Annotated in this window: 15 protein-coding genes; 11 read left to right on the forward strand and 4 right to left on the reverse strand. The window is 61.2% G+C overall.

Annotated elements, in window-relative coordinates:
• Nucleotides 1-10 precede the first annotated feature (10 nt).
• Nucleotides 11-481, reverse strand: a complete 471-nt coding sequence (gene ybaK, locus IB241_RS05275) for a Cys-tRNA(Pro) deacylase (protein WP_192297311.1) — start codon at nucleotides 479-481, stop codon at nucleotides 11-13.
• A 326-nt stretch (nucleotides 482-807) separates the two neighbouring features.
• Between ybaK and IB241_RS05280 the strand changes: the two genes are divergently transcribed.
• From IB241_RS05280 to IB241_RS05330, 11 genes are all read left to right on the forward strand, one after another.
• Nucleotides 808-1,665: an MIP/aquaporin family protein gene (locus tag IB241_RS05280; protein WP_192297312.1), complete on the forward strand. Its 858-nt coding sequence runs from the start codon at nucleotides 808-810 to the stop codon at nucleotides 1,663-1,665.
• Between the two features lie 78 nt (nucleotides 1,666-1,743).
• Nucleotides 1,744-3,249 (forward strand): glycerol kinase GlpK, encoded by a 1,506-nt coding sequence (gene glpK, locus IB241_RS05285; protein ID WP_192297313.1) that lies wholly within the window; start codon nucleotides 1,744-1,746, stop codon nucleotides 3,247-3,249.
• Between the two features lie 83 nt (nucleotides 3,250-3,332).
• On the forward strand, nucleotides 3,333-4,088 hold the full coding sequence (locus IB241_RS05290; protein WP_192297314.1) for a DeoR/GlpR family transcriptional regulator: 756 nt from the start codon (nucleotides 3,333-3,335) through the stop codon (nucleotides 4,086-4,088).
• Nucleotides 4,089-4,390: 302 nt separating this feature from the next.
• A complete protein-coding gene (gene glpD, locus IB241_RS05295) occupies nucleotides 4,391-5,929 on the forward strand; it encodes a glycerol-3-phosphate dehydrogenase (RefSeq protein WP_192297315.1) in 1,539 nt (512 codons plus the stop codon).
• A gap of 315 nt (nucleotides 5,930-6,244) precedes the next feature.
• Nucleotides 6,245-7,171 carry a glutamate/aspartate ABC transporter substrate-binding protein gene (locus IB241_RS05300; protein ID WP_192297316.1) on the forward strand — a complete coding sequence of 309 codons (927 nt, stop codon included), beginning with the start codon at nucleotides 6,245-6,247 and terminating at the stop codon, nucleotides 7,169-7,171.
• 194 nt (nucleotides 7,172-7,365) lie between these two features.
• Nucleotides 7,366-8,112 carry an amino acid ABC transporter permease gene (locus IB241_RS05305; RefSeq protein ID WP_192297317.1) on the forward strand — a complete coding sequence of 249 codons (747 nt, stop codon included), beginning with the start codon at nucleotides 7,366-7,368 and terminating at the stop codon, nucleotides 8,110-8,112.
• Nucleotides 8,112-8,783: an ABC transporter permease subunit gene (locus tag IB241_RS05310; protein ID WP_192297318.1), complete on the forward strand. Its 672-nt coding sequence runs from the start codon at nucleotides 8,112-8,114 to the stop codon at nucleotides 8,781-8,783. The genes IB241_RS05305 and IB241_RS05310 overlap by 1 nt, the downstream gene beginning before the upstream one ends.
• Complete coding sequence (locus tag IB241_RS05315) at nucleotides 8,780-9,514, forward strand: amino acid ABC transporter ATP-binding protein (RefSeq protein WP_192297319.1); 735 nt, start codon at nucleotides 8,780-8,782, stop codon at nucleotides 9,512-9,514. Before IB241_RS05310 ends, IB241_RS05315 begins: the two co-directional genes overlap by 4 nt.
• A 200-nt stretch (nucleotides 9,515-9,714) precedes the next feature.
• On the forward strand, nucleotides 9,715-11,616 hold the full coding sequence (locus tag IB241_RS05320) for a sensor histidine kinase (RefSeq protein ID WP_192297320.1): 1,902 nt from the start codon (nucleotides 9,715-9,717) through the stop codon (nucleotides 11,614-11,616).
• Nucleotides 11,613-12,950: a sigma-54-dependent transcriptional regulator gene (locus IB241_RS05325; RefSeq protein WP_192297321.1), complete on the forward strand. Its 1,338-nt coding sequence runs from the start codon at nucleotides 11,613-11,615 to the stop codon at nucleotides 12,948-12,950. Before IB241_RS05320 ends, IB241_RS05325 begins: the two co-directional genes overlap by 4 nt.
• Nucleotides 12,950-13,288 carry a GlpM family protein gene (locus tag IB241_RS05330; RefSeq protein WP_192297322.1) on the forward strand — a complete coding sequence of 113 codons (339 nt, stop codon included), beginning with the start codon at nucleotides 12,950-12,952 and terminating at the stop codon, nucleotides 13,286-13,288. Before IB241_RS05325 ends, IB241_RS05330 begins: the two co-directional genes overlap by 1 nt.
• A 131-nt stretch (nucleotides 13,289-13,419) precedes the next feature.
• Here the strand turns inward: IB241_RS05330 and IB241_RS05335 are convergent, their stop codons facing one another.
• From IB241_RS05335 to IB241_RS05345, 3 genes are read right to left on the reverse strand one after another with little or no spacing between them, the layout of a single operon-like run.
• Nucleotides 13,420-14,817, reverse strand: a complete 1,398-nt coding sequence (locus IB241_RS05335) for a sigma-54-dependent transcriptional regulator (protein ID WP_192297323.1) — start codon at nucleotides 14,815-14,817, stop codon at nucleotides 13,420-13,422.
• On the reverse strand, nucleotides 14,807-16,579 hold the full coding sequence (locus tag IB241_RS05340; protein ID WP_192297325.1) for a sensor histidine kinase: 1,773 nt from the start codon (nucleotides 16,577-16,579) through the stop codon (nucleotides 14,807-14,809). The genes IB241_RS05335 and IB241_RS05340 overlap by 11 nt, the downstream gene beginning before the upstream one ends.
• The gene (locus IB241_RS05345; protein WP_192297327.1) at nucleotides 16,579-17,703 is read right to left on the reverse strand and encodes a GNAT family N-acetyltransferase; all 1,125 of its coding nucleotides are present in this window, start codon (nucleotides 17,701-17,703) and stop codon (nucleotides 16,579-16,581) included. Before IB241_RS05345 ends, IB241_RS05340 begins: the two co-directional genes overlap by 1 nt.
• Between the last annotated feature and the right edge of the window lie 56 nt (nucleotides 17,704-17,759).

The following is a 17,759-nucleotide window of genomic DNA, read 5'->3' on the forward strand; positions in this document are numbered from 1 at the left end:
CAGCGTAGGTTTACGCCCGGCCAATCGGCGCAAATTTGGCCTGGGTGTGCTCCGCCAGCACCGCCGCCGACAGTTCCACTTCAAGCCCCCGCCTCCCCGCACTGACAAAAATCGTCGCAAACGGCTGCGCCGTTTCATCGATAAACGTGCGTAAACGCTTCTTCTGCCCCAACGGACTGATCCCCCCCAGCAGGTACCCGGTAAAGCGCTGCGCTGCCGCCGGGTCGGCCATTTCGACTTTTTTCACCCCCGCCGCCTGCGCCAGGGCCTTCAGGTCCAGACTTCCGACGACCGGCACCACCGCCACCAACAATTCACCCTTCTCGCTGCTGGCCAGCAAGGTCTTGAACACCTGCGCCGGATCAAGTCCCAACTTTTCCGCGGCTTCCAGGCCATAGGAAGCGGCCTTGGGGTCATGTTCATAACTGTGGATGTGATGTTCGGCGCGAACTTTTTTCAACAGGTCCAATGCAGGGGTCATGCTGGCTCCAAGCGTGGCAAACAGATCGCCAATTCTAGGCCAACCCCACGTAAAACGCTCTACTGCGCGCACTTTGGCAAACACACACAACGTTACAAGCGTGATCATTCATCAGGTCAATAGTTTGAAAGTGACCAATGGTTCACTTTCGACCTTTGACAGCAGTGATTCTTGTCTATATTTTTTCGTTTCCGAATACTGTAGGAATAGACCTGCAACATTCGAGCAGTAAGCCGTGTCCGGGATGGGGATCCTTGCCACGGTGAAAATCGCGCAACGCCCCGTTGAGGTCGTGCGCCAGACAAGAACAACAACTGAGGTTTTCCATGACAACTGCTCTTCAACAGCCTTCACTTTCGAGCCAATGCATGGCCGAATTCCTGGGCACTGCGCTTCTGATCTTCTTCGGTACAGGGTGTGTCGCTGCGCTCAAGGTCGCGGGTGCCAGCTTTGGTTTGTGGGAAATCAGCATTATCTGGGGGATCGGCGTCAGCATGGCGATCTACCTGAGCGCCGGTATTTCCGGGGCTCACCTCAACCCGGCGGTAAGTATCGCCCTGTGTATTTTCGCCGATTTCGAAAAGCGCAAACTGCCCTTCTACATCCTCGCCCAGATCGCCGGCGCCTTTTGCGCCGCGGCCTTGGTGTACACGCTCTACAGCAACCTGTTTTTCGATTACGAACAAACCCACCATATGGTGCGCGGCTCACAAGCCAGCCTGGAATTGGCCTCGGTGTTCTCCACCTACCCCCATGCGCTGCTGAGCACCGCCCAGGCGTTCCTGGTGGAAATGGTCATCACCGCGATCCTGATGGGCGTGATCATGGCCTTGACCGATGACAACAACGGCCTGCCACGCGGCCCGCTGGCCCCACTGCTGATCGGCCTGTTGATTGCGGTGATCGGCAGCGCCATGGGCCCACTGACCGGTTTCGCGATGAACCCGGCGCGGGATCTGGGGCCCAAGCTGATGACCTTTTTCGCTGGCTGGGGTGAAATAGCCTTCACCGGCGGCCGCGACATTCCTTATTTCCTGGTGCCGATTTTCGGCCCGATCGTGGGTGCATGCCTCGGCGCCGCGGCCTATCGCGGGCTGATTGCCCGCCATCTGCCGAGCGCCGCACCTGCTGCAGTTGAAGAAACACCTGACACGGCTGTCAACGGCAAGACCCGTATTTCCTGATAGCGCCAGCCTGGACCCACCTGCCCTTTTTGCGGCCCAGGCTGATTACCGATCTTCTTATTTTCCAAGGCATTCGACATGACCGACATTCAGAATAAGAACTACATCATCGCCCTTGACCAAGGCACCACCAGTTCGCGGGCGATCATCTTCGATCGTGACGCCAACGTGGTCTGCACCGCCCAGCGCGAATTCGCCCAGCACTACCCGCAAGCGGGCTGGGTCGAGCATGACCCGATGGAAATCTTCGCCACCCAGAGCGCGGTGATGGTCGAAGCCCTGGCCCAGGCTGGCCTGCATCATGATCAGGTCGCCGCGATCGGCATCACCAACCAGCGTGAAACCACCGTGGTGTGGGACAAGGTGACCGGCCGCCCGATCTACAACGCGATCGTCTGGCAATGCCGCCGCAGCACCGAGATCTGCCAACAACTCAAGCGCGACGGCCACGAGCAGTACATCAGCGACACCACCGGCCTGGTCACCGACCCGTACTTCTCCGGCACCAAGCTCAAGTGGATCCTCGACAACGTCGAAGGCAGCCGCGAGCGCGCGCGCAACGGCGAACTGTTGTTCGGTACCATCGACAGCTGGCTGATCTGGAAATTTACCGGCGGCAAGACCCACGTCACCGACTACACCAACGCCTCGCGCACCATGCTCTTCAACATCCACACCCTGGAGTGGGATGCGAAGATGCTGGAGATCCTCGACATTCCGCGGGAAATGCTGCCGGAAGTTAAGTCGTCGTCGGAAATCTACGGCCGCACCAAAAGCGGCATCGCCATCGGCGGTATCGCCGGTGACCAGCAAGCCGCGCTGTTCGGCCAGATGTGCGTCGAAGCCGGCCAGGCCAAGAACACCTACGGCACGGGTTGCTTCCTGCTGATGAACACCGGCGACAAGGCGGTCAAATCCAAGCACGGCATGCTCACCACCATCGCTTGCGGTCCGCGTGGCGAAGTGGCCTACGCCCTCGAAGGCGCAGTCTTCAACGGCGGTTCCACCGTGCAGTGGCTGCGTGATGAGCTGAAAATCATCAATGACGCCCACGACACCGAATACTTCGCCGGCAAGGTCAAGGACAGCAACGGCGTGTATCTGGTGCCTGCGTTCACCGGCCTGGGCGCGCCCTACTGGGACCCCTATGCCCGTGGCGCGCTATTCGGCCTGACCCGTGGCGTACGCGTGGATCACATCATTCGTGCGGCCCTGGAGTCGATTGCCTACCAGACCCGTGACGTGCTCGACGCCATGCAACAGGACTCGGGCGAACGCCTCAAGGCCCTGCGCGTGGACGGCGGCGCGGTGGCCAACAACTTCCTGATGCAATTCCAGGCCGACATCCTCGGCACCCAGGTCGAGCGCCCGCAAATGCGCGAGACCACCGCACTCGGCGCGGCCTACCTGGCTGGCTTGGCGTGTGGTTTCTGGGGCAGCCTGGACGAGTTGCGCGGCAAGGCGGTGATCGAGCGCGAATTCGAACCGCAATTGGAAGAAAAGGAAAAAGAAAAGCTCTACGCCGGCTGGCAAAAAGCGGTCAGCCGCACCCGTGACTGGGAGCCCCACGAAGGCGCTGAATAAGCCAACATCCGGTTGTAACTGGCAGGGAGCAGATTCCTGCGTCATCATGGGCCACTTTTGTATGGCAGCCCAAAGGACGCCCAATGAATCTGCCTCCCCGCCAACAACAAATCCTCGAACTGGTCCGCGAACGCGGCTACGTCAGCATCGAGGAAATGGCGCAGCTATTCGTCGTCACCCCGCAAACCATCCGCCGCGATATCAACCAGCTGGCGGACGCCAATCTGCTGCGCCGCTACCACGGCGGCGCGGCCTATGACTCCAGTGTCGAAAACACCGCATACGCCATGCGGGCCGACCAGATGCGCGACGAGAAACAGCGCATCGGCGAAGCCATCGCCGCGCAGATCCCCGATCACGCCTCGTTGTTCATCAATATCGGCACCACCACCGAATCCATCGCCCGTGCGCTGCTCAACCACAGCCACCTGAAAATCATCACCAACAACCTCAACGTCGCCAGCATGCTCAGCGCGAAGGACGACTTCGATGTGCTGCTGACCGGCGGTAATGTGCGGCGTGACGGTGGCGTGGTGGGTCAGGCCAGTGTGGATTTCATCAACCAGTTCAAGGTGGATTTCGCCTTGGTGGGCATCAGCGGCATCGATGAAGACGGCAGCCTGCTGGACTTTGACTATCAGGAAGTACGGGTTTCCCAGGCGATCATCGCCAATGCCCGTCAGGTGATCCTGGCGGCGGACTCCAGCAAATTCGGGCGCAATGCCATGATTCGCCTGGGGCCGATCAGCCTGGTGGATTGTTTGGTCACCGATCAGCAGCCGGTGCCAGCGTTGGTGCAGCTTTTGAATCAACACAAAGTCCGCCTGGAAGTCGTCTGACTGTAGTGAGCGGGCTTGCCCCGCGCTGGGGGGGCGAAGCCGCCCCAAATCCAACCGCCGCGGTCTTACTGATACACCGAGGTGCCTGGGTTTAGGGCGGCTTCGCCCCCCAGCGCGGGGCAAGCCCGCTCACTACACAAGTATCTCCACTCACCCATACATGTTCACAAATTTTCCTTTGCCTGTCCTTCGATGAGTTTTTTCAATCGAAGTTGACTGGCTGTGCCCGCGTTTATCAGCTACCATTTTCGCAAATGAACATTAATGTTCGAATTCCAAGATAAAAATCGCGAGGCCAGCCGATGAACCCTTCCACCTTGCCTGCCCCACCGCTTGCCGAAGTCTATGACGTGGCCGTTATCGGCGGCGGGATCAATGGCGTCGGTATTGCAGCAGACGCAGCCGGGCGCGGTTTGTCGGTATTCCTTTGCGAAAAGGACGACCTGGCCAGCCACACCTCTTCCGCCAGCAGCAAGCTGATCCACGGCGGCCTGCGCTACCTCGAACATTACGAATTCCGTCTGGTGCGCGAAGCCCTCGCCGAACGTGAAGTGCTGCTGGCCAAGGCGCCGCACATCGTCAAGCAAATGCGCTTCGTGCTACCGCACCGCCCACACCTGCGTCCGGCCTGGATGATTCGCGCGGGCCTGTTCCTCTACGATCACCTGGGCAAGCGTGAAAAGCTGGCAGGTTCGAAAAGCCTCAAGTTCGGCCCGGACAGCCCGCTGAAAAGCGAAATCACCAAAGGCTTCGAATACTCCGACTGCTGGGTCGATGACGCCCGCCTCGTAGTCCTGAACGCCATGGCCGCCCGCGAAAAAGGCGCGCACATCCACACCCAGACCCGTTGCATCAGCGCACACCGCAGCAACGGCATGTGGGAAATGAACATGGAACGCGCCGATGGCAGCCTGTTCTCGATCCGTGCCCGTGCACTGGTGAACGCGGCCGGCCCATGGGTCGCCAAGTTCATCAAGGATGACCTGAAGCTGGATTCGCCCTACGGCATCCGCCTGATCCAGGGCAGCCACCTGATCGTGCCGAAACTCTACGAAGGCGCCCACGCGCACATCCTGCAGAACGAAGACCAGCGCATCGTCTTCACCATTCCGTACCTCAACCACCTGACCATCATCGGCACCACCGACCGCGAATACACCGGCGACCCGGCTGCAGTTGCGATCACCGAAGGTGAAACCGACTACATGCTCAAGGTGGTCAACGCCCACTTCAAGCAACAGCTGAGCCGCGATGACATCGTCCACACCTACTCCGGTGTGCGCCCGCTGTGCAACGATGAGTCGGACAACCCGTCGGCCATCACCCGCGACTACACCCTGGCGTTGTCCGGCGGCACGGGCGAGGCGCCGATCCTGTCGGTGTTCGGTGGCAAGCTGACCACCTACCGCAAGCTCGCCGAATCGGCGATGGCGCAACTGGCCCCGTACTTCACCCAGATGCGTCCGAGCTGGACCGCCAAGGCCAGCCTGCCCGGCGGCGAAGACATGACCACGCCAGAAGCGCTGGCCGAAGCGATTCGCCAGAAGTTCGAATGGGTACCGAGCGAAATCGCACGCCGCTGGTCCACCACCTACGGCAGCCGCACCTGGCGCCTGCTGGAAGGCGTACAGTCGCTGGCCGACCTGGGCGAACACCTGGGTGGTGGCCTGTACACCCGCGAAGTCGACTACCTGTGCACCGAAGAATGGGCGACCCAATCCCAGGACGTATTGTGGCGTCGCACCAAGCTTGGCCTGTTCACCACACCGGAAGAACACGCCAACGTGCAGCGTTACCTGTCCAAGGTTGAGCACAATCGCGGCAAGATCGAAGCGGCCTGACCGCTCAGTCTTGCAAAAAGCCCCTGTGCCGTGAGGTCCAGGGGCTTTTTTATGCCTGCCTTGCCATTCGGTTTTCCGAACGCCAACCCCACGGCTATTCGGTTTGCCGGACCAAACCTAAGAAAATTCGCTACCAACCAAACTTAATCACCATATAAATCAACTGCTTAACCTTTAAGTACTGGTCTGGCACGACTCATGCTCTACACTCCATGACGATTGCCTGAGACGCCTCAGGAGCCGTTACGGGCATTCGCTGTACAAGAGAGCCGTCTAGCCGGCTTCATAAAAAAAACAAATGTCGAGGAAGTATTGATGCGCATCGTTCCCCATATCCTGGGCGCAGCTATCGCTGCTGCTCTGATCAGCACTCCAGTATTCGCCGCCGAACTCACCGGCACGCTGAAAAAAATCAACGACTCCGGCACCATCACCCTCGGGCACCGCGACAGTTCCATTCCGTTTTCCTACATCGCGGATGGTTCGGGCAAGCCAGTGGGCTACTCCCACGACATTCAGTTGGCCATCGTCGAAGCCCTGAAGAAAGACCTCAACAAACCCGATCTGCAGGCCAAATACAACCTGGTCACATCGCAGACCCGTATTCCATTGGTTCAGAACGGCACCGTCGATATCGAGTGCGGTTCCACCACCAACAACGCCGAACGCGCCCAGCAAGTTGACTTCACCATCAACATGTTTGAAATCGGCACCCGCCTGCTGGTCAAGAAAGACAAGGACGGCAAACCGTCCTACAGCGACTTTGCCGACCTGAAAGGCAAGAACGTCGTGACCACCGCCGGCACCACGTCCGAGCGCATCATCAAGGCGATGAACGCCGACAAGCAGATGGGCATGAACATCATCTCCGCCAAAGACCACGGCGAATCCTTCCAGATGCTGGAAAGCGGCCGTGCCGTAGCGTTCATGATGGACGACGCACTGCTGGCCGGTGAAGAAGCCAAGGCCAAGAAGCCGGACGACTGGGTCATCACCGGTACTCCGCAGTCTTTCGAAGCCTACGCGTGCATGGTGCGTAAAGACGACCCAGCCTTCAAAAAGGCCGTGGATGACGCCATCGTCGGCCTGTACAAGTCCGGCGAAATCAACAAGATCTACGCCAAGTGGTTCGAAAGCCCGATCCCACCAAAAGGCCTGAACCTCAACTTCCCGATGAGCGACAAGGTCAAGGAACTGATCAAGAACCCGACCGACAAGCCGGCTCCGGAAGTAAAGATCTAAAACCTGACTAACCTTATCTCCTGAGGGAGCCAACCCTCCCTCAGGCGTCTGTTACTACCTGCTGGCTTTTATTTGGAACACTCGACCTGGCGGTTTTCGAGCCGATCTTGTGTGCCTGGCGTTCACCGCCGGGCGGGAATGGATTTTCCCCAAGCGGGTGCTTGTACATCGATCGACTTCGAGGGGAGACCCTAATGAATTACAACTGGGACTGGGGCGTGTTCTTCAAGTCCACCGGCGTGGGCGGCGAGACCTATCTCGACTGGTACATCGCCGGCTTGGGCTGGACCATCGCCATCGCTGTCGTGGCATGGATTATCGCCTTGCTGCTGGGCTCCATTCTGGGGGTCATGCGCACCGTGCCAAACCGCATCGTATCGGGCATCGCGACCTGCTACGTGGAACTGTTTCGTAACGTGCCGCTGCTGGTGCAGCTGTTCATCTGGTACTTCCTGATCCCCGACCTGCTGCCGCAAAACCTGCAGGACTGGTACAAGCAAGACCTCAACCCGACCACCTCGGCCTACCTGAGCGTCGTGGTGTGCCTGGGCCTGTTCACCGCAGCGCGGGTGTGCGAGCAAGTGCGGACCGGTATCCAGGCGCTGCCACGCGGCCAGGAATCCGCCGCGCGCGCCATGGGCTTCAAGCTGCCGCAGATCTACTGGAACGTGCTGCTGCCCCAGGCCTACCGGATCATCATTCCGCCGCTCACCTCGGAATTCCTCAACGTCTTCAAGAACTCCTCCGTGGCGTCCTTGATCGGCCTGATGGAACTGCTGGCGCAAACCAAGCAGACCGCCGAGTTCTCGGCCAACCTGTTTGAAGCCTTCACCCTGGCTACGCTGATCTACTTCACCCTGAACATGAGCCTGATGTTGCTCATGCGCATGGTCGAGAAGAAAGTCGCGGTGCCCGGCCTGATCTCCGTGGGGGGTAAATAATGGAACTCGATTTCAGCGGCATCATCCCCGCCATCCCAGGCCTGTGGAACGGCATGGTCATGACCTTGAAGTTGATGGTCATGGGCGTGGTCGGCGGCATCGCCCTTGGTACGGTCCTGGCGTTGATGCGCCTGTCGTCCAGCAAGCTGCTGTCGCGCCTGGCCGGCGCTTATGTGAACTACTTCCGTTCGATCCCGTTGCTGTTGGTGATCACCTGGTTCTACCTGGCGGTGCCGTTCGTGCTGCGCTGGATCACCGGCGAAGACACCCCGATCGGCGCGTTCACCTCCTGCGTCGTGGCCTTCATGATGTTCGAAGCCGCGTACTTCTGTGAAATCGTGCGGGCCGGCGTGCAGTCGATCCCCAAGGGCCAGATGGGTGCGGCGCAAGCGATGGGCATGACCTATGGTCAGACCATGCGCCTGATCATCCTGCCCCAGGCGTTCCGCAAGATGACCCCGTTGCTGCTGCAACAGTCGATCATCCTGTTCCAGGACACTTCGCTGGTCTACACCGTGGGCCTGGTGGACTTCCTCAACTCCGCCCGCTCCAACGGCGACATCATCGGCCGCTCCAATGAGTTCCTGATCTTCGCCGGTGTCGTCTACTTCATCATCAGCTTTTCCGCCTCGCTGCTGGTCAAGCGTCTGCAAAAAAGGTTTGCCGTATGATCTCTATCAAGAACATCAACAAGTGGTATGGCGACTTCCAGGTGCTGACCGATTGCAGCACCGAGGTTAAAAAAGGCGAAGTGATCGTGGTGTGCGGGCCATCCGGCTCGGGCAAATCCACCCTGATCAAGTGCGTCAACGCGCTGGAACCGTTCCAGAAGGGCGACATCATCGTGGACGGCACCTCCATCGCCGACCCGAAGACCAACCTGCCGAAGCTGCGTTCGCGGGTGGGCATGGTGTTCCAGCACTTCGAGCTGTTCCCGCACCTGACCATCACCGAAAACCTGACCATCGCGCAGATCAAGGTGCTGGGCCGCAGCAAGGAAGAAGCCACCAAGAAAGGCCTGCAGCTGCTTGAGCGCGTCGGCCTGTCGGCACACGCCCACAAGCACCCTGGCCAACTCTCCGGCGGCCAGCAGCAACGTGTGGCGATTGCCCGCGCGCTGGCCATGGACCCGATCGTCATGCTGTTCGACGAACCGACCTCGGCCCTCGACCCGGAAATGGTCAACGAAGTACTCGACGTGATGGTGCAACTGGCCCAGGAAGGCATGACCATGATGTGCGTGACCCACGAAATGGGCTTTGCCCGCAAGGTGGCCGACCGCGTGATCTTCATGGACGCCGGCAAGATCATCGAAGACTGCCAGAAAGAAGAGTTCTTCGGCGACATCCGCGCCCGCTCCGAACGCGCGCAGCACTTCCTTGAGAAAATCCTGCAACACTAAAAAGCAGCCCCGTTCTCCCTGCGGGAACCGGGCGTGTGCAGGCACTGGCTCTTGTGTGGGAGCTGGCTTGCCTGCGATGCAGACACCTCGGTGCAGCAGTGACACCGAGGCGCTCCGATCGCAGGCAAGCCAGCTCCCACACAAGCCCAGGCGCCCACACAAACACCGGACCCAGCTCTGGTTGACCCAAGGCATCTGTGATGAAATGCGACCCCAATCAATATCGCGCCGCGCCGCCATCACTTGCCGTGAAGCCTCGTCTGATTCGCCAACTGTTCCTGCCGCCACTGATCATCATCCTGATGGTCGGCCTGGGTTATATCGGCTTCTGGGTCAGTGACTACTACGGCATCCGCACCCTCAGCGACACCGGCGAGCGCCAGTTGGAGCTGCATGCCCGTACCGTCGAAAGCGAACTGAGCAAATACACCTACCTGCCCAGCCTCCTGGAGCTGGAGTCCAGCGTCTCCAAGCTGCTGGCCGACCCGAACCAGGAAACCCGCAAGACCGTCAACGATTACCTCGAAGGCCTGAACCGACGCAGTCGCAGCCGGGCCATCTACGTGATGGACACCACCGGCCGCGTGCTGGCCACCAGTAACTGGCGCGATGCCGACAGCTACCAGGGTGAAGACCTGTCCTTCCGCGCCTATTTCCAGAACGCCGTGCGTGGCCAGCCCGGGCGCTTCTACGGCATCGGCAGCACCAACGGCGAACCCGGCTACTACCTGGCCCACGGCCTGGAAGAGCACGGCAAGATCATCGGCGTGGCCGTGGTCAAGGTGCGCCTCGAAGCCCTCGAAGAACGCTGGCAACGCGCGCGGCTCGAAGCCTTCGTGAGCGACGAGAACGGCATCATCATTCTCTCCAGCGACCCGGCCCGCCGCCTCAAGGCCGTGCGTCCATTGAGCGATGACACCAAGGACCGACTGGCCCACAGCCTGCAATATTACTGGGCCACGCTCAACGAGCTGGAACCCCTGGCCCGCGAGCGCCTGAACGAAAGCGCCGAGAAGCTCACCTTCCCGGCCAACAGTGAAGTGGTCAACGACGAGCAGGAAGTCAGCTACCTGGCGCAAACCCGCCCGCTCAACGACACCCCGTGGAACTTCACCCTGCTCACCCCGCTCAACGACCTGCGCCGCGCCGCGATCAACCAGGGCATCCTGGTGGCCGTCGCCTTTGGCCTGGTGGCATTCCTGCTGATTGCCTGGAACGAGCGGCGCAAGGTCATCGCCACCCGCCTCGCCGCCCGCGAAGCCTTGCAGGAAGCCAACAGCCAGCTGGAGCGAAGGATCGCCGAACGCACCGCCGACCTGCGCGCCAGCAACGAACGCCTCAAAGGCCAGATCCGCGAACGACGCCAGGCCGAAGAGACCTTGCGCCGCGCCCAGGATGAACTGGTGCAGGCCGGCAAACTGGCGGCCATCGGCCAGATGTCCACCAGCATCGCCCACGAACTGAACCAACCGCTGGCCGCGCTGCGCACCTTGTCCGGCAACACCGTGCGCTTCCTCGAACGCGGCGCCCTGGACACCGCCAGCGCCAACCTGCAAACCATCAACGAACTGATCGACCGCATGGGCCGCATCACCGCCAGCCTGCGCTCGTTTGCCCGACGCGGCGACGATCAGGGCGAAGCCAGCCTGAACAAGGCGGTGGACGCCGCGTTCCAGGTGCTCGGCCCACGCATGGACAGCCTGCCGCTGACCGTGCACCGCGATTTTGCCCACGCCCAATTGCAGATCGACCAGACACGCCTGGAGCAGATCCTGGTCAACCTGATCGGTAACGCCGTCGACGCCATGCAAGCCCAGCCGGCCCCCGAACTGTGGCTGGAAGGCAGCAGCAGCGAGGGCAAATACCGCCTGCATGTGCGTGACAACGGCCACGGCATCGACCCCGAGGCCCGCAAGCATCTGTTCGAACCGTTCTTCACCACCAAACCCGGCGAGCAAGGCCTGGGCCTGGGCTTGACCCTGTCCGCCAGCCTCGCCGCGGCCACCGGCGGCAATCTTGCCGTGGAGCATCCGGTGGGTGGTGGTACTGCCTTTGTCCTGTGCCTGCCGCTGGTGGGTGCTCAAACAGCTGAGTCGACATGAATACCAACCCCGCAGACCTCACCGTCCTGATTGTCGAAGACGATCCCCATGTACTGCTCGGCTGCCAGCAGGCCCTGTCGCTGGAAGATATTCCCAGCATCGGCGTGGGCAGTGCCGAAGAAGCGCTCAAGCGCATCGACGAGAACTTTGCGGGTATCGTCATCAGCGACATTCGCCTGCCGGGCATCGACGGCCTGGAGTTGCTCACGCGCCTCAAGGCCCTGGATAAAAGCCTGCCGGTGGTGCTGATCACCGGGCATGGCGACATCTCCATGGCGGTCGGTGCGATGCGCAACGGTGCCTACGACTTCATGGAGAAACCCTTCTCCCCGGAACGCCTGGTCGACGTCGCCCGCCGAGCCCTGGAGCAACGCGGGCTGGCGCGGGAAGTCTGGGCGCTGCGCCGCCAGTTGGCCGAGCGCGACTCCCTCGAAGGCCGCATCATCGGCCGCTCGCCGGCCATGCAGAACCTGCGCGAGCTGATCGCCAACGTTGCCGACACCTCGGCCAACGTGCTGATCGAAGGCGAGACCGGCACCGGCAAGGAACTGGTCGCCCGCTGCCTGCATGATTTCAGCCGCCGTCACGATCACCAGTTCGTCGCCCTCAACTGCGGCGGCCTGCCGGAGAACCTGTTCGAAAGCGAGATTTTCGGCCACGAGGCCAACGCGTTTACCGGCGCCGGCAAGCGCCGTATCGGCAAGATCGAACACGCCCACCAGGGCACGCTGTTCCTCGATGAAGTGGAAAGCATGCCGATCAACCTGCAAATCAAACTGCTGCGGGTGTTGCAGGAACGCACCCTCGAACGCCTGGGTTCAAACCAGAGCGTGGCAGTGGATTGCCGGGTGATCGCCGCGACCAAGTCCGACCTCGATGAACTGAGCCGCGCCAGCCAGTTCCGCAGCGACCTGTACTACCGCCTCAACGTGGTCACCCTGGAACTGCCGCCCCTGCGCGAACGTCGCGAAGACATCCTGCAATTGTTCGAACACTTCCTGCAGCAGTCGTCCCTGCGCTTCGATCGCGCGGTGCCGGAACTGGACAACCAGACCCTGTCGAGCCTGATGAGCCACGACTGGCCGGGCAACGTGCGCGAACTGCGCAACGTCGCCGAACGCTTTGCCCTCGGCCTGCCCGCCTTCAAGAAAAGCGGCGCGGCCGGCAGCGGCCAGGGCCTGGCCTTTACCGAAGCGGTGGAAGCCTTCGAACGCAACCTGCTCAGCGACGCCCTGCAACGCAGTGGCGGCAACCTGACGCAAGCCAGCCAGGAACTGGGGATGGCCAAGACCACCCTGTTCGACAAGGTCAAAAAATACGGGTTGAGCCACTGATGGACCTGTTCCTCAAAGCCGCCCTTGGCGCGGCAGTCGTGTTGATCCTGGCCGCGCTGGCCAAGACCAGGAACTACTACATCGCCGGCCTGGTGCCGCTGTTCCCGACCTTTGCGCTGATCGCCCACTACATCGTCGGCAAAGGCCGCTCGGTGGAAGATTTGAAGACCACGATCCTGTTCGGGATGTGGTCGATCATTCCGTACTTTGTGTATTTGGCGACGTTGTATGTGGTGGTGGATCGGTTGCGGCTTGAAGCCTCGTTGGCCGTCGCGGCAGTTGCCTGGCTGATGGCCGCGACTGTGCTGGTCACTGTCTGGGTACACCTGCACACCTGACACAACTCGGTTAAAAATGTGGGAGCGGGCTTGCTCGCGAAAGCGGTGTGTCAGTCAAAGATATTCCAACTGAACCACCGCATTCGCGAGCAAGCCCGCTCCCACATTTGGATCAGTGACTGACAGAAAGATCAGCGCACGATCTTGTCTACCTGGATGCCCAGCTTTTTCAGGCGATACCAGAAGCTCCTCTCCGAAATCCCGATCTTCGCCGCCGCAGCCGCCTGCACCCCATTGCTCTCCTGCAATGCCGCCAGAATGTACGCCTTCTCTACCTCAGCCAGCGCAGCGTCGAGGTCCTGGGGAATCCCCGGCCCGTCACTGAGGATCGCAGCAACGCCAGCTTCACTTGGCTTCGACGCAAACAGATACCCCGGCAGGTCGATGTCTTCGATCACCGGCGTGGCCGCCACAATCGTCGCGCGCTCCACGCAGTTTTGCAGTTCACGGATATTGCCCGGCCAGTGATACGCCGCCATCGCCTGCAACGCCTCCGGGCTGAAGCCGGTGATGCGCTTGCCGGCCGTGGCACTCAGGGTGTGGGCAAAGTGCCGGGCCAGGGGCGCGATGTCTTCCACGCGTTCGCGCAAGGCCGGCAGGGGAATCGGGAACACGTTGAGGCGGTAGTACAAGTCTTCGCGAAACTCCTTGTTGGCCACCGCCTCCAGCAGGTTCTTGTTGGTGGCGGCGATTACCCGCACGTCTACCTTGCGCTCTCGGGGGTCGCCTACCGGCTCGATCACCCGCTCCTGCAACGCGCGCAGGATCTTGGCCTGCAACGCCAGCGGCATGTCGCCCACTTCATCAAGAAACAGCGTGCCCTTGTCGGCCTGCTGAAAGCGTCCGATCCGGTCCGACACCGCGCCGGTAAACGCGCCTTTGCGATGGCCGAACATTTCGCTTTCCAGCAGCCCCTCGGGGATCGCCGCGCAGTTGACCGCCACGAACGGCTTGTCGGCGCGACTGCCATGCTTGTGGATAGCCCGCGCGACCATTTCCTTGCCGGTGCCGCTCTCGCCGGTGAGCAGGATCGTCGCGGCGCTGTCACGCACCGCGTCCACCGCCTGCAACACGCTACGAAACGCCGGGCTGTCGCCGACCAGGCTGTCGAACTGGGCGTGTTCATCCAGCTCGGCGCGCAGGCGCGCGTTGTCACGCAGGATGTCGCGAAACTGCAAGGCCTTGGCCACCGTGATGTCCAGCTCATCAATATCGAAGGGCTTGGCGATGTAGTCGTAGGCGCCGTTGCGCATCGATTGCACGGCGTTTTTCACGGTGCTGTAGGCCGTCATCACGATCACCGGCACCTGGGGATAACGCACCTTGATCTCGGCCAGCAGCGCCGGGCCGTCCATGCCGGGCATGCGCCAGTCGCTGATCACCAGGTCGATGTCTTCCTGCTCCAGCACCTTGAGCGCGTGCAGGCCGTTACCGGCAATGAAGACCTGGATGTCGTTCTGGCCCAGGGCCGATGCCAGCAGATCGCAGAGTTTGGGTTCGTCGTCGACCACCAGAATGCTATGCGTCATGGTTGTCCTCGTCGTCTTGGTCAATCGCTGGAATATACAGGCTGAAGGTGGCGCCGGCATCGACCTCGCTGACGCATTCGATGCTGCCGTCGTGGCTTTCCATGATTGAGTAGACCTTGGCCAGCCCCAGGCCCGTGCCCGACGCCTTGGTGGTGACGAACGGCGTGAAAATGCGTTCGATCATCTCGGGCGCAATGCCTTGGCCGCTGTCGGCGATGCTGATTTGAGTGGTGCCGTCGCCAAGCGTGCGAATACCGACGGTCAACCGCCCCCCTTCGGGCATCGCGTCGATGGCATTGAGGATCAGGTTGAGGCAGGCCTGCTTGAGCTGCTTGGCATCGGCATAAATCGTCGCGCCCGGCGCCTGATCATCGAGCTGCACATCGATCTTGTGATTGGCCAGTTCCGGCGCGCAAAAGCCGAGGATTTCATCCACCAGCGGGCGGGCCGCCTGCAACACGCGCAGCGGCGGGTTGGGTTTGGCGAAGTCGAGAAACTCGGTGATCAGTTCGTTGATCCGGCTGACTTCGCTGACCACATATTCCAGATGACGCTTGTCCGTTTCCGCCAGGTCAGCGCGCCGGTGCAGCAGTTGGGTCGCCGTCTTGATAATGCCCAACGGGTTGCGGATTTCGTGGGCCAGGCCCATGGCGACTTCACCCAGGGCATGCAGGCGATCACGCCGGCGCAGTTGCGCTTCCAGGTGATGCAACTCGCCCAGGCGCTCGGTCATGTGGTTGAAGGTGCTGCTCAACTGGGCCAGTTCGTCGCCACCGCTGACCGCCACGCGGTGTTGGTAGTTACCGCAGATCACCGCACTCACCCCCTCGGACAGGTCACGCAACGGCTGGGTCAGGCGCCGTGACACCAACACCCCGGCGCCCAGGGACAACGCCGAACTGACCAGGAAGATCAGCACGAACAGATTGCTCTGGTTCACCAGCCCCACCAGGCTGGTGTGGCGCAGCAGGCCGCTGAAGATAACGCCTTGCAGCTCACCGGCATCATTGAAGATCGGCCAGTACAAACCACTGTAGTTGTTGGTGAACTGCTCGCTGGGCTGGCGCGTGCTGCGCATCGCCGCTTCGACGTCCCTGGGGATGCGCGAGGGATGATCCTGGAAACGCTGGGTCGAGAAAATCTCCGAAAAGCCCTTGGGGTTGGCCAGGTACAAGCGCAGGTCGAGGGAATGCACTTCGGCCACGCTGGTGAGGAAACTGCTGTCCAGATAGGTGGCCACCAGCAGCAGGTAATCGACGCCGTCCTTGTTGGTCTCGAACGTCGAGACCACGATGCCGGTATCGACGCCCGACACACTCACGGTTTGCAGCACCGCATTGCCGGTCAGGTTGATCTGTTTGACGATGTCATCGGGCGCGGTGCTGAACATGATTTTGTGGTCGCTGACGCGAATCAGCGCCACCACGTCGATGTCCGTTGCGTCGGCAATATCCGCGGTCAGCCGGTCGTGTTTGGCGGCTTGCTTGCCCGACGGCGGACTGGCGTAGCGCAGGAACAGTTTGGCCATGCGCGCGTTGTCATGAACGATGTCGCCGATCTCGTCCTTGACGATACGGGTCGACTCTTGCAGCCAGATCCGCACGTTGCTGTCGAAAATCTGCGACAAGGTGGTGGCGGCCAACTCCGCCGCGATCATGGTGGGGATCACGCTGACCAGCCAAAACGCCAACACCAGCTTGCGCTGGACGCTCCAGCGTGAAATGGCAAAGGGGCGGGCTTTCTGGCGGGTCTTGGTGATCATCAGGTTTCGCTTATCGCAGCAGCCATGGCAGGGTCGGAACGATCCGGTCGAATAAACAGTTTTACTAGCTTGAGCAGGCCGTTGACCAGCCGGTTGCGGTGCCGGAAAAACACGCTGTTGCCCTGGAACTCGCAGCCCAGGCGCAGCTTACTGGCATACCCGGCCTGTCCGCACTCGTAGACGGCAATCTTGTGTTCAATACAGTAGTCGACATTGGTCAGCCAACTGCGGAAGTACAGGTTGTAGTCACGGCTGAATTCAACGTCATGCCCGAAGAACTTGTCCACCAGGCGGTGCTCGTCCAGCAGGATCAGGTTGAACGCCACCAGGTGGTCATCCACCCAGTAAAGAACACACACCGCGCGCTCCCCGAGGCGTTCCAGCACACCGGTGAAGTAGCCGGCGGGCAGGCGCTCGAACTGCAAGTCGGCGCGGGTGAGCGTAGCGTCGTACAGGCGCATGATCTCGGGGAGCACATCGTCGATATTGCGCCGCCACTCGACCCGCGGCCCCGGTGCACGCAGTTTGCGGCGCAGGTCCTTGCGCGTGGATTTACCCAGGGAACCGAGGTAGGCGTCCACCGAGCCATAGGGCAGCGGCAACACGCCCGTGGGCAAGCTCGGCATGCTTTGGAAGCCGGCGGCGCGGCAGCTGTCGGACCAGTGCGGATCTTTGCTTGGCGCGTCCTTGACCGCTACGAGGCCGATGCCGAACTCATCGGCGTCCTGGCGTGCGGCAGCGAGCAGATGCTTGAGCAACAGCGGGCGGCGCGATTCAGGCACGCTGCTGGCGAAGCCGACGTCGCAGCGCTCGGCTACCGGGGAACCGAGGGCATACAAGCCCAACTGCAAAAGACCCGGCCACAGTCGGTCCAGGCGTTCGGTCAAACGCTTGCCGGCGCCCGACACCGTGGTGTCGAGGCGGTAATGGGTGATGAACGCGGCGGCCACGGCCACCAGCGTTCCATCTTCGTACACCGCGAGGTATCGCCATTGGAAATCCGCGATGGCGGCGCTTTCCACGGCGACGTAATAGTCCCAGTCTTCCAGGGCAGCGGGAAAGCAGTCATTCCAGGCACTGCGCTGGAGGGCCCGGATGCTCGGGAAGGCTTGCGTCGTAATCACGTATTTCCCGTCCTTCTATGACGATCGCCGCTCAAATGTGGGAGCGGGCTTGCTCG

This window comes from Pseudomonas sp. PDM05 (genome assembly GCF_014851685.1).
Lineage (GTDB): Bacteria > Pseudomonadota > Gammaproteobacteria > Pseudomonadales > Pseudomonadaceae > Aquipseudomonas.